The following is a 12,180-nucleotide window of genomic DNA, read 5'->3' as shown; positions in this document are numbered from 1 at the left end:
GGGGATAACACGGGGGGATTTTGCGCCGCGCGCTCCATGCGGGGCCGGCTTTTGGTGTATGCTGGCGGCATGAACAATGACACCGACATCCAGCTCAGCGGCCCCTTCAAGGCCACCGACGGCTCCGGCCGTGCCCACGACATCAAGGCCATCCGCATCTTCGACGAAGGCTACGGCATCATCGACGTCTATGTCGATTTCGCCGCCCCGCTCGAAGCGGGCGCCTACAAGGACAAGACCCTGGTCGGCCACATCCTGGCCCGCCTGCGCAGCCTCGGCTACGTGGGCCCCGACTTCGGCCACGGCGACCTGGGCTTGCAAGACAAGAAACTGATCGTCCTGGAAGCGCCCGAGGAATTTTCGGCCTTTGCTGCCAGCAAGGGATGGAAGGATCTCTCGGCCGAGTTCGACGAGGACTGAACGCCTGCAAAAAGCCCATGGCGTTGTTGCCATGCCTCGTCGTACATTCGTACTGCCTTCGGCAAGGCGCCTAGCCCTGGGCATTTTTCAGGCATTCAGTTTATTCGACCAGATCGACACCATCTGCGCCGCGCCAGCCTTTGCTGCCGCGGCGTTTTTCATGGGCAACCGCTTAGTCCAGCTTAGTTGATATAGCGCGCGCTCCAGGCGGCGATGACGTTGGCCACATAGGCCGCGTCATCGCGTCCCGTCAACAAGTGGTCGGCATCGTCGAGCGAAACGAAACTTTTCGGGTGCTTGGCGGCCGTGAAAATATCCATCGCGTTCGACAGGCTCACCGTCGTGTCGTTCGGCGCGTGCATCACCAGCAGGGCGCGGCGCAGGCCGGCGATGTGCTCCTTTAAACTGTGGCTGCCCGCATCGTCGACGAATTGCTGGCGGATGCGGAACGGCCGCCCTTCCAGCTGCACCAGCGCCTCGCCCTCGGCGGCGATGGTCTCCAGGTGGTCGCTGAACATGCGCGTCACGTAGGCGGGCGTGCTCGGTGCGGCCAGAGTTACCACGGCCTTCGCTTCCGGCACTTGCGCGGCGGCCGCCAGCACGGCGGCGCCGCCCAGGCTGTGGCCGATCAGCAATTGTGGCGCAGCATGTTTTGCCCGCAGAAAATCGGCGGCGGCGATCAAATCGTCCACGTTCGACGAGAAATTCGTGGCGGCGAACTCGCCCTCGCTGGCGCCCAGTCCCGTGAAGTCGAAGCGCAGCACGGCGATGCCGTGCTGCGTCAAGCCTTGCGCGATGCGCCGCGCGGCCAGCACGTCCTTGCCGCAAGTAAAACAGTGGGCGAACAGCGCGTAGGCGCGGATGGCTCCGTCGGGCGCGTCGAGGCGCGCCGCCAGCACATGGCCGTGGGCGCCGGGAAAATCTTGCCGGGTGGATTTCATTGTCTCAGATCAAAGCTGCCGCGCAGGGCGGCCGATGGCGCATTGTAGCGCCGCCCGGCCACTGCCTGTTTTAAGCACGCTTGGGAATATCCACGCCCCTGGCAACGGCTGGCCTGGCCAGGAACGCGTCCAGCGCGCGCTGCACGTTCGGGAAATGATTAAACCCGACGAGCTCGCCCGCGCCATAGAAGCCCACGAGGCAGCGCACCCACGGGAAGATGGCGATGTCGGCAATCGTGTACTGGCTGCCCATGATCCAGTCGCGGCCCTGCAGGCGCTGCTCGAGCACGCCCAGCAAACGCTTCGCTTCGCCCAGATAGCGCTCCAGCGGACGCTTGTCTTCGTATTCCTTGCCGGCGAATTTGTGGAAGAAGCCCACCTGGCCGAACATGGGGCCGATACCGCCCATCTGGAACATCAGCCATTGAATGGTTTCGTAGCGCAGGCCCGCGTCCTGCGGCAGGAACTTGCCCGTCTTTTCGGCCAGGTACAGCAGGATGGCGCCCGACTCGAACAGGGCCAGCGGCTTGCCGTCGGGACCGTTCGGGTCGAGGATGGCGGGAATCTTGTTGTTGGGATTGAGGGACAGGAAGGCGGGCGACGTCTGGTCGTTCTGCTCGAAGCTGACCAGGTGCGGCTCGTACGCCAGGCCCAGCTCTTCCAGCAGGATCGAGACCTTGATGCCGTTCGGCGTCGGCAGCGAATACAGCTGCAAACGTTCAGGATGCCGGGCAGGCCATTTTTGGGTGATGGGGAAGTCGGAAAGCTGTGTCATGGATATCCTTCATTTCAATTAAAGACGCGGCGCAAGAAAGCAAGTATAGCCAAGCATGGCAGTTTCAGCAGGACAGCGCCTTCAGCCAAACAGACCATGCAAAAACCAGCGCGGCGCGGCATCTTCTCCGCTGCCGGCGATGCGTTCGCGGTAGACCCAGTAATGAGCGTGGTCGCGGCCTTCGGCAATAAAATAATCGCGCGCCTGCGACTGGCCCCACCAGCCTGCTTCGATGCGCTCGGCGACGGACACCATTTTCAAGGGCGAGCCATAGAAGGGCCGGTGCTCGCGCATCAACAGGGCGATGGGCTGGGCCAGCAGCCAGCCGGGACGGGGCATGCCGGACAAGCCGGGCGGCAAGTCCGGTGGCGCGCTTTTTCCGCTGGCCCTGGCCGGCAGCGGCAGCCACTGGTTGGCCGCCTCGGGGCGGTAATCGGCGCGCGGCGCCGCCTGCAAGACATTCTCGCTCCCCAGGCGCGCCACCAGCAATTCCAGCAGGCGCTGGCGCTCCTGCGGCGTGCCGCCCGGCTCGGGGAACAGACTCTCGCTGGGCGGCGCCATCGGCTGCACCTGCAGCGCTTCCAGGGTCAGGCCGATCACGGGCGCCTCCAGCGCCAGCTGCGCCAGGCGTTCCTTGAGCAGGCGCACCAGGTGTTCGTCGCGCCAGACGGCCTCGCCCAGCGCCAGGTCGATGACGGTGGGCGGGCGCGCCACCCTGCCCCGCTCGTGCGCCAGCAGTAATTGGATGCGCTCGACGGCGAATTGCCGCGCGCACAGCCAGCCCGTCATTTGCTGCAGCAGGCGGCGCGCGCCGAACAGCAGCGCGTCGGCGTGCTCGACGCGGTCGAACAGTTCCAGGCTGGCGCGAAACGTGGGCGGCGCCTCGATCCATACGAACAGTTCCGTGCTGTGGCCATGCGCGTCGTCGAGCATGTCCAGCAAGGCCCCGCCGCAACGGCGCTGCAAGCCGGGGCGGGGCAAGTGGCGCAGTTGCCCCAGGGTGCGGCAGCCGATGCCATCAAGCCAGTCGAGCCAGGGGCGCGCGGGCGGCAGCAGGGCGCACGGCAAGCCATCGAGCCGGCGTACCAGGCTGGCCATGCTCAGTGTCCGGCACCGGCGCGTCGCGGCGCGCGCCAGCAGCCAGGCGCCGCGCGCCGTGGGGGCGCACGACAGCTGGGCCGTGTAGCCCAGTGCGCGCAAGCTGGCCGCTATGTGCCGGCACAGGGCGCGCACGCCGCCGAACAGGCGCAGGCTGGCGCCCGCGTCGACCAGCAGGGTCGCTTCCTCGCCCTGCGCCACCAGCGGCGAATATTGCAGCAGCGCCAGCGCCACCGCCTGCAGGGCCTGCGCTTCCAGTTCGGGCGAACGCTCGTGCAGGCGGGCCTGCGGCGCCAGCATCAGCGCGCCCGCGCGGCGCATGCCGGGCTTGACGCCGGCGGCCCGCGCCAGCGGCGACACGGCCATCACTTGCTCCTGCTCCAGCACCACGCCGAGGCTGTCAGCCGACCAGCGCGGGCAAAACACTTCGAGCGGAAGCCGGGGCAGGCACAGGCCGATCCAGAGTCGCATGGCGTAGCAATAATGAAGGAGGTTGCAGGGGCAGGAACAGGGGTGCGTCGCGCTGCGGTCCCCGGCGCTTGATGAAGCCGATCTCGATGCCGCCGGCGGCCGGACGCACGGACAGGCGCAGCGGCGCGGGCGACGCATCCTGCGCGCCGTGCAAGGGGCGCAGCATGCAGAACAGGGTGTTGCCCGACTGCGCCGCCAGGTGCAGCCGGCGCAGGCTGTCGGCGCGCACGTGCGATTGCCAGAACAGCAGGGCGCCGCATGTGCCGCTGCGCAAGATGTTCTCCGCCGCCCACAAGGCATCCTTGCTGCCGGCGCTTCTGAGCCACAGCAGCTGCGACGGCGCCAGGCCCTGCGCGGCCAGGGCCAGCGCCTGCGGCGGATGGGGCGGCTGCAGCAGCACGATGGGCAAGCCCGGCAGCTGCGCCAGCGCGGGCGCCAGCAGCCGCAATTCGCCGCTGCCCGGCTGCTGCACCAGCAGATCGATGAGGCTGCCGCTGGGCCAGCCACCGCCGGGCAACTGCGCGGACAAGGCGGCAAAGCCCGTGTCCAGGCAACGCGTGGCGCCCTGGCCCAGCTGCGATGCGCGCCATAAAGACGGGTGCAAGGCTTCCGGCGACGCCATCAATTGGGAATGTTGCATCATGGGCTAGAAAGATAAATACTGTATACATATACAGTACTATCCAGCCCAGCTTTTGGCAAGGCTTATCTGCGCAGCGCCTGCCCGCAGGCCGCTCCGCCATGTCCGAAAAACCCCGTTTCTGGCATCGATTGCTGTACCATAAGCACTCTCCTTACCGCTCGGCAATGCACCGGGCGGCTTCCTCCGTCCATAAGGAAACGCATTTGACCACCATCCAACTCATCAGCGCCGTCGTCTTCGGCCTTGCGCTCATCCACACTTTCGCCGCCAAGTCGTTTGAAACATTATCGCGGCGCCACCCCCGCCATGCGGGCCTGCTGCACTTGCTGGGCGAAGTGGAAGTCGTGTTCGGCTTCTGGGCCTTCATCCTGATCATCATCATGGCCTTCGTCTCGGGCAGCGATGCGGCCATCGAGTATGCCGAGTCGCGCCATTACACGGAACCGCTGTTCGTCTTCGTCGTCATGGTGGTGGCCGCCTCGCGCCCCGTGCTCGACGCCGTGCAGCGCCTGTTGAAAGGCGTGGCGCGCGTGATGCCGCTGCGCACGGAACTGGCCCTCGTCTGGCTGGGCCTGGCGCTCGTGCCTCTGACCGGTTCCCTGATCACGGAACCGGCCGCCATGACCCTGGCCGCGCTGATGCTGGCGCCGCAAATCTTCCGCCCGGGTATCCCTGAATGGCTGAAATACGGCGCCTTGGGCGTGCTGTTCGTCAACGTTTCCATCGGCGGCACCCTCACCTCGTATGCGGCGCCGCCCGTGCTGATGGTGGCCACCACGTGGAACTGGGATAGCGCCTACATGGCCAGCCATTTCGGCTGGAAGGCCACCATCGCCGTGCTGGTCAATGCCACGGGCGTGAGCATATTGCTGCGCAAATATCTGCACAGCAATACCTCCGACATCAAGCCGAAAGCCGGTGAAACCGAAGCGCCGAAAGTACCGCTGGCCGTCAGCCTGGTGCACATGATCGTGCTGGCCGGCGTCGTCACCCTGGCACACCATCCGGTGCTGTTCATCGGCCTGTTCCTGTTCTTCCTCGGCTTCGTGCAGGCGTATGAGCGTTATCAAAGCCCGCTGATCCTGAAGGAAGGTTTATTGGTCGGCTTCTTCCTCGGCGGCCTGGTGGTACTGGGCGGCATGCAGCAATGGTGGCTGCAGCCCATCGTTTCGAGCCTGAAACCGCTGGCTCTGTTCTTCGGCGCCCTGGGCTTGACGGCGATCACGGACAATGCGGCCCTGACTTACCTCGGTTCGCTGATCGTCGGCATGACGGACGAAGCGAAATACATGCTGATGGCGGGCGCCGTGGCCGGCGGCGGCCTGACCGTCATCGCCAATGCGCCGAACCCGGCCGGCGTGGCCCTGCTGCGCCGCGGCTTCAAGGATGAATCGATCGGCGCCGTCGGCCTGCTGGCCGGCGCCCTGCTGCCGACGGCCGTGGCGGGCCTGGCCTTCCTGGCTTTGTAAGCTTCCTCGCGGGGCGGCTGCCGGCCGCCCCGCTCCCCTGCCTTCCTCAGTTGCCGTCATACACGAGGAAATGCAGCCGGTCATAGAACAGGCTGTAGGCATAGTCGAAGGTGCCCACGCTGCGAAAACCCTTGTGCAGATACACTTGCAGCGCTTCGCTCTTTTCCCACACCGTCAGGGTGATGCGCGCACAGCCCTTGCGGCTGGCCAGGTCGCGGATTTCATGGAACATTTGCCGGAACAGGCCCTGGCCCCGGTATTTCTCGTCGATGGCCAGGCTGCTGACGAAACAGTCGTCGGCGCGCGCATGCGCAAGCACGAAGGCGTCATACGCATCGTCGAGCGCCTTCATATCGTCGCGGTAATATGACACGGCGCCGCAAGCCTGGAACTCGTCCATCGTCGCGGCCGTGAAAAAGCCGATGAAGCGCTCGTCCTCGTCATGCAGGCCGTGGATGTGCGCCAGATACGGGTCGATGTTTTGCCGCCGCTGCAATTCGACGAATTGCAGATTGAGTTTATTGCCGAACGAGCAGTATTCGAGGTAGCTGGTGGCAAACAGCAATTTGGCCATGCGGTTCTTCGCCTCGTCGCCCAGCAGTTCGCCCGCCACCAGCTTGAGCGGCGCATGCGACAGCAAGCCCGCCTGCGCCTCGTCGCCTGGCGGCGCGGCCTCGCTGACGGCCGGCATGCGGCTGCCGTGGCGGCCGACGGTGGGGCGCCAGAAATTGCCGGCGGCAATATGCTGCGAACGGTGGGCCAGCAGGTAGCGGCAAAAGACGTCATTTACGCGGTCGAGCTGCGGATCGCTTGAGAGCACCGAGTAATAGTGGAAGTGATCAATGTCCGCCCGCAGCTGGGCCGCATACGCCATGCGCGGCACTTCCTCGATGTCGAACACGTCGACGATGTCGGGCAGGCGCAAAGGATCGTCGAGCCGCCAGCCGATCTCGTCGAGCCGCGCCACGCAGCGCGCATACGCGCGCCGCTCCTCGTCGCTCAGGGGAATGTGCATGCCGGTAATGATATCGTCCAGCAAACGCATGCCGCGGATGCCGCCCGCCACCGCTTCGCGCACGCCGTCATACAGCACGCAATAACGCTGGTAGAACTCGGCATGGCTGAGCAGGGTCACGCCCAGGTTTTTCTTCCATTCCGCATAGAACTGGCCGAACAGCCGCGCCTCGAATTGCGGGCAGGAACGGGGAATCTGCGCATCGATGCCCGCATACGCGAGGTTCACATTGCGCTGGATCACGCGCAGCGCGGCGTCGTTCTTCTTGGCGATCAGCATGCCCGTTTCATCGAGAAACAGATTCATCCAGCTGACATGCCGGCGCTCTTCGCTGTCATCGCCCCCGCGCTGGAAATAGTCGGGCACTTCCGGCTTCATCAGAAAAATCGTCGCCGGATTATGCGGTATCGTATCGACATCCATGTACATGCCGCCGTATTCGCACATGATGAGGATGCGGAAATAATCGGACAGGGTGGCGAAATAGCGCTGCGCATGCAGGGTATCGAGAACGTCGAAGCGGGCCGGCGCAAAATCGAGCGCCAGCGCGCGCAGCGAGTTGATGTGCAGGGTCGTGCCGCCGATCGCGTATCGGCCTATCGTGTAGCGCCCGGCGCCGCCCGTGGGGCTGAAGCGCTCGTCATTGCGCAGCTGCTGCGCATCCCACACCCACAGGATGGAGACATACGGCGCGCCGCCGTGGTGCCGCACGTCGTCGAGCGCCGCGCCCCACTGCCCGATCGCCTCGGAAGCGATGGCCGGCAGCGGTCCGCCCATCCAGATGCGGTGCAGGTAGCGCTCGTCGTCGCCGAGCGCGCGCGTGGGGATGCAGCTGAGCGAGGAACAGTTTGCCGCATTGAAATGGTTGAAGTTCAGGGCGACGAAGCTGCGCAGGTCGGCAATGCCCGCCAGATGTTGCGCGGCCAGTTGTTCCAGATCGATGCCGGGGGGCCGCACATCGGCCAGGGTGATGTAATCGAGTTTCAGACGGTTGATGCGGAACTCGTATTCCAGGTTGAAAATCTTTGCTTGATCGTGTTTTGAGGCCAGGTCATCTATTTTCATGGGCGCACCATTTTCCGCAGGAGAGTGTCAATAAACGTCGCAGGAGGTAAAACAAGGTCGAGAACATGCGCAGCGTTGCGCCATCAGTGCCGGGCCAGCCGCACCCCGCTTTCCCGGCGCCCCGCCATGCCCCGCGTAAACAGCAGCAGGCAGGCCGTGATGAGCACGATGACGGGGATATTCAGCAGCGCATACGTTTCCAGCGCATAGCCGAAGCGCTGGCACAGCACGTTGTACAGTTGCAGCCAGGCGGACAGATAGATGCAGTACAGCAAGCTCATGGCGGCCGTCGTCAAGGTCATCGACTCCTTGCTGGCCGTGATCGCGCTGCGGATCAGGGCGCCGTTGAACAGGCCGAAGCCGATGGAATAGACAAACATGCAGGCCGCAAACACATCGACGTGATGGCGGCCCGCGCCGGCGCCCAGCATGCCGGCCGCCGCGATCAGCCCGCCCAGGCGCAGCAGCGCTACGAACGGGAAATCCTGGCGCAAACGCTGGATGGCGATGCTGCTGAGGACGAAGCCCGACAAAATCACGCATTGCAGCGCGATATACGTGGCGTAGGACGCGCCCATGTCCTGCAGCACGAAGATGGGCGAAAAACCGATCCAGGCAGTCAGGGGCACGGTGGCCAGCCCGGCCGTGAACATGCCGAACATGAAGCGTCCGTTGCTGAAAATGGCGGCATAGCTGCGCACGACTGCGGCAAGGTCCAGGCGCGTGACCGTGGGCGCCGTGCGCGGCATGGTCTTGAACAGGCCCAGCAGGGACAGCAGCGCCAGCAGGCCCGAGAGGAAAAACACGTAGCGCCAGTCCAGCCGGCTGATGATGGCGCTGCCGAGGATGGGCCCGGCCAGGGGCGCGAGGATGGTGGTGCTCGACAAAATACTGCTGAGCTTGACGGCGGCCATGTCGTCGAACAGTTCATGGATCATGGCATAACCGACAAAGATGAAGCAGCAACCCATGCCCTGGATGAAGCGCACGGCAAGAAATTGCTCGATCGAGGCGGTCAATGGCACGGCCAAGGTGGCCAGCAGAAACAGGGCATTGCCGGTCAATACCAGCTTGCGCTTGCCGATGCAGTCGGCCAGCGGGCCCAGGAAAATCTGCAGCGAACTGCCGCCCAGCAGATACAGGCTCAGGGACAGCGGAACGAACTTTTTCTCCGCCTGGAACTCGTCGACGATGCCCAGCATCGCCGGCATGATCATGTCGTTCGACAGATAGATATTCAGCTCAAAGACGAGAAAAAACGCAAAAAACCACAGCAACTGCTTGGACTTGATGGACATGGCGCGTTCCGTAACGTGGGTGGCTGCCGTCAGTGCATGCCGGCCGTCGGGGCATGGGACGGGCAGACACTCTCACACTGAAAACGTGTACCAATTGTATACCAGTTCGTATTTTTAACGCCGATTTTTGTGTTTTTTAAATACCGCAACAATACCACTTACAGTATATCCATGGCATTGCGGCAATGGCAGCTGCCCTGAAAAGGGCTCGGCCAGCATGCGGGCGCGCTGGCGCGGGCATACCGAGGGGGGGATGAACGATGCGTACCAGTCGGCGCGCGGCGCGGCCGCTTACCGGCGGCGGTGGCTGGCGAAGAAATCGAGCAGCATCTTGCTGGCGTCGGGCCTGGCCTTGTCGTTGAACGGCAGGCTGGCGTCGCCGCCGCTCCACGCGTGCTCGAGGTGCTCGATCTGCGCCACGCGCAGCAGTACATCCTTGCCCACCTGGTAATCGTGCAAGGCATAGGCATGGGCCGGATTGCGCCCGCCCGCCGCGCCGCCCGGCAGGCGCCGCGCCGTCACCACGGTATCGGCGGGCATGCGGTTGACGCGCACGCTCTGGCGCACCAGCTGCGTCTGGTTAATGGGCCGCACCACCTTGTCGGCCAGCCCTTGCAGCAACATGGTGGGCAGGCGGGGAAACGCGGGCTGGCGCGCCAGCACGTCATCGATGGCGGCGTCGGCACGGGCGGCAGCGCCATGCTGCATCACGCCCAGCGCGCCGATCAGGTTATGGCCGGCGCCAAACACGGGCCCCGAATGCAGCCCCAGCGCGGCGAACAGATGCGGGTGGTTCAGGGCCACGATATGCGCCATGCCGGCGCCGGCGGAAATGCCGCAGATATAGATGCGCGCGCGATCGATCGCATAGCGGGCCGCCACCTGCTCGATGGCGCCGACGATCAAGCGCACGTCGCCGCCGCCCTCCTGCGTCAGCTTGTCGTACCACTTCCAGCAGCGGCGCGCATGCGCGCGCAGCGATTGCTGCGGATACAGCACGGCATAGCCCTTGCGCTCGGCCAGGCGGTTCATGCGCGTGCCGTCGGCAAACTGCGTGGCGCTCTGCTCGCAGCCGTGCAGCATCACCAGCAGCGGCCGGCCCCGGCTGCGCATGGCGGCGCTCGGCGCCTTCTCGGGCAGGTAGAGGAAATACGGCAGGCGCCGGCCCGGCAACTGTCCCAGTTCCGGCAACGGCGCATAGTGGGCGGCCAGCCACTTGCCCGGCGGCGGCGCCGTTCGCTTGCGTACGCGCGGGGGCGACAGGGGCGTGGCAAACGGCGCCAGCGAGGGCAGCGCATCGCTGGCGGGCCTGGCGCGCGGCGTCGCCCTGGTCTTGGCCGCGGTCTTGGCCACGGGCTTGCTGCGGGGTTTGGCCAGGGGCTTGGCCGGCACGGGGCCAAACAGCACCTTCGCCAGTTTGGTCGCCGTGCGCTGCTGCGCCTTACCGGCGCGCAATAGCCCACGCAGCCACTTGGCGGCGGGCTTTACCATGGCGCGCGGCGCGCATGTCGTGGTGGAGCGTACCGCAACTTCATCCCTCTGCATCGTTGCATCGTCAGCATGCGCGGCCTCCTCCGTAGAATGCATAGAGTACCGCAATTGGGCCACGGCACCGTACGTTTGCGCACGAATAAAAGTGCCCCAGGCACCATTGAGGCAGATCAAACGCAAACAAGTGCGTATGCTTAATCTGGATGTTCGATCAGCATTTCACCAGAGGAGAGAACACCATGAGCTACCTGGACCGCGACATCCTGGGCATGTACCGCAACCACGACGGCCCCGGGCCAGCCCTGATGGGGGCCGACACCCTGATCGGGGACGAAGTTTACAATCACGACGACGAGGAATTGGGCGACATCAAGGAAATCATGCTCGACATGCGCACCGGCCAGATCGCCTATGCCGTGCTGTCCTTCGGCGGCATCCTGGGCATGGGCGACAAATTGTTTGCCGTGCCCTGGGAGCGCCTGACCCTGGACACCGTCAACAAGCGCTTCCTGCTGAACGTCGACAAAGAGCTGCTGAAAAACGCTCCCGGCTTCGACAAGAACAACTGGCCCGACATGGGCAGCGATGCCTGGAACCAGCAGATGGAAGCGTTCTATGGCAGCGGCACGCGCTACAGCAGCGGCGCCATGGCCGGCAGCCGCATGCCATCGGGCAGCGACCTGCGCGGCGGCGCCAGCCTGCAATCAGGCAGCGAAGGCAGCCTGTCCGGCAGCTCCATGAGCGGCAGCCGCGCCGGCACCAGCAGCCAAAGCGGCTCGCGCTCATCGCTCAGCGACGATGATGGGCGTGACAACGACCGAACGTAGGTCGCGTAGGTCACGTAGGTCGGATTAGCGGCGCAGCCGCGTAATCCGACATCACCAGCGACACCGTTGACACCGTTGACACCGCGCTATCGGCCACGCCAACGATGTTGTCGGATTACGCGTGGCGTCGCCGCGCTAATCCGACCTTGTATTATTCCCCTCATGCCGTTCGTGGTATTGCGAACGGTATCGACCGCTGTCAAAATCTTGATAGGCATATCAAGACCGGGTAACTGGATGCCGTATCCGCCCTTAGGCCCCGAGCCAGCTCCGTAGATCTCAATCTTGATAGGCATATCAAGACCGGGTAACTGGATGCCGTATCCGCCCTTAGGCCCCGAGCCAGCTCCGTAGATCTCGCACCAGTTACCCATCCTCCATGTCAAGATCGGACAGTATCTTTGGCACCGGCCTGCCGGTTAGCCCGTATTTGCAAGGTAGATCGCAAGAGGAGCACAGCATGTTTCATTTAGGAATCGACGTTGCCAAGGCCAAGCTCGACTGCGCGCTGCGCCTGCCCAACGGCAAGCATCGTAACAAGGTTGTCGAGAACAATTACCAAGGATTCGCCGCACTCAACGCATGGCTGCTGAAGCAYGAAGCCGGCAGCCCCAGAGTGTGCATGGAAGCGACGGGCACGTATTGGGAGGGAGTTGCCGAATATCTG

At 64.4% G+C, this 12,180-nt stretch carries 11 protein-coding genes; 4 read left to right on the top strand and 7 right to left on the bottom strand.

What is annotated here, in order from left to right; all coding sequences use genetic code 11:
• Nucleotides 1-69: 69 nt before the first annotated feature.
• Complete coding sequence (locus CBW66_RS00540; protein ID WP_086136420.1) at nucleotides 70-420, top strand: hypothetical protein; 351 nt, start codon at nucleotides 70-72, stop codon at nucleotides 418-420.
• Between the two features lie 182 nt (nucleotides 421-602).
• Here the strand turns inward: CBW66_RS00540 and CBW66_RS00535 are convergent, their stop codons facing one another.
• The 4 genes from CBW66_RS00535 to imuA form a co-directional block, all read right to left on the bottom strand.
• Nucleotides 603-1,361: a S9 family peptidase gene (locus CBW66_RS00535; protein ID WP_086136166.1), complete on the bottom strand. Its 759-nt coding sequence runs from the start codon at nucleotides 1,359-1,361 to the stop codon at nucleotides 603-605.
• A 70-nt stretch (nucleotides 1,362-1,431) separates the two neighbouring features.
• Nucleotides 1,432-2,136 carry a glutathione S-transferase N-terminal domain-containing protein gene (locus CBW66_RS00530; RefSeq protein WP_086136165.1) on the bottom strand — a complete coding sequence of 235 codons (705 nt, stop codon included), beginning with the start codon at nucleotides 2,134-2,136 and terminating at the stop codon, nucleotides 1,432-1,434.
• Between the two features lie 81 nt (nucleotides 2,137-2,217).
• Nucleotides 2,218-3,705 (bottom strand): DNA polymerase Y family protein, encoded by a 1,488-nt coding sequence (locus tag CBW66_RS00525; RefSeq protein WP_086136164.1) that lies wholly within the window; start codon nucleotides 3,703-3,705, stop codon nucleotides 2,218-2,220.
• Nucleotides 3,635-4,345: a translesion DNA synthesis-associated protein ImuA gene (gene imuA / locus CBW66_RS00520; RefSeq protein WP_086136419.1), complete on the bottom strand. Its 711-nt coding sequence runs from the start codon at nucleotides 4,343-4,345 to the stop codon at nucleotides 3,635-3,637. Before imuA ends, CBW66_RS00525 begins: the two co-directional genes overlap by 71 nt.
• Nucleotides 4,346-4,551: 206 nt before the next feature.
• On the opposite strand from imuA, the gene CBW66_RS00515 reads away from it, so the two are divergent.
• Entirely contained in the window at nucleotides 4,552-5,817 is a 1,266-nt protein-coding gene (locus CBW66_RS00515) for a putative Na+/H+ antiporter (RefSeq protein ID WP_086136163.1), read from the top strand.
• A gap of 46 nt (nucleotides 5,818-5,863) precedes the next feature.
• On the opposite strand, the gene CBW66_RS00510 is transcribed toward CBW66_RS00515, so the two are convergent.
• From CBW66_RS00510 to CBW66_RS00500, 3 genes are all read right to left on the bottom strand, one after another.
• Nucleotides 5,864-7,897: a GNAT family N-acetyltransferase gene (locus tag CBW66_RS00510; RefSeq protein WP_086136162.1), complete on the bottom strand. Its 2,034-nt coding sequence runs from the start codon at nucleotides 7,895-7,897 to the stop codon at nucleotides 5,864-5,866.
• 83 nt (nucleotides 7,898-7,980) lie between these two features.
• Nucleotides 7,981-9,195 carry an MFS transporter gene (locus CBW66_RS00505; RefSeq protein ID WP_086136161.1) on the bottom strand — a complete coding sequence of 405 codons (1,215 nt, stop codon included), beginning with the start codon at nucleotides 9,193-9,195 and terminating at the stop codon, nucleotides 7,981-7,983.
• A 291-nt stretch (nucleotides 9,196-9,486) separates the two neighbouring features.
• A complete protein-coding gene (locus CBW66_RS00500) occupies nucleotides 9,487-10,686 on the bottom strand; it encodes a PHB depolymerase family esterase (RefSeq protein WP_086136160.1) in 1,200 nt (399 codons plus the stop codon).
• Between the two features lie 239 nt (nucleotides 10,687-10,925).
• Here CBW66_RS00500 and CBW66_RS00495 point away from each other — a divergent pair, with 239 nt between their 5' ends.
• Together CBW66_RS00495 and CBW66_RS00490 are read left to right on the top strand one after the other, a co-directional pair.
• Nucleotides 10,926-11,513: a PRC-barrel domain-containing protein gene (locus CBW66_RS00495; RefSeq protein ID WP_086136159.1), complete on the top strand. Its 588-nt coding sequence runs from the start codon at nucleotides 10,926-10,928 to the stop codon at nucleotides 11,511-11,513.
• Nucleotides 11,514-11,973: 460 nt separating this feature from the next.
• Nucleotides 11,974-12,180, top strand: a 207-nt coding sequence (locus tag CBW66_RS00490) for a transposase (protein ID WP_139842949.1), incomplete at its 3' end; no start/stop codon positions are given.

Source organism: Janthinobacterium sp. GW456P (genome assembly GCF_002127655.1).
Taxonomy (GTDB): Bacteria; Pseudomonadota; Gammaproteobacteria; order Burkholderiales; family Burkholderiaceae_D; genus Janthinobacterium.
Note: the sequence above shows the minus strand (reverse complement) of the source record. Positions and strands in the feature narration are given on the sequence as shown.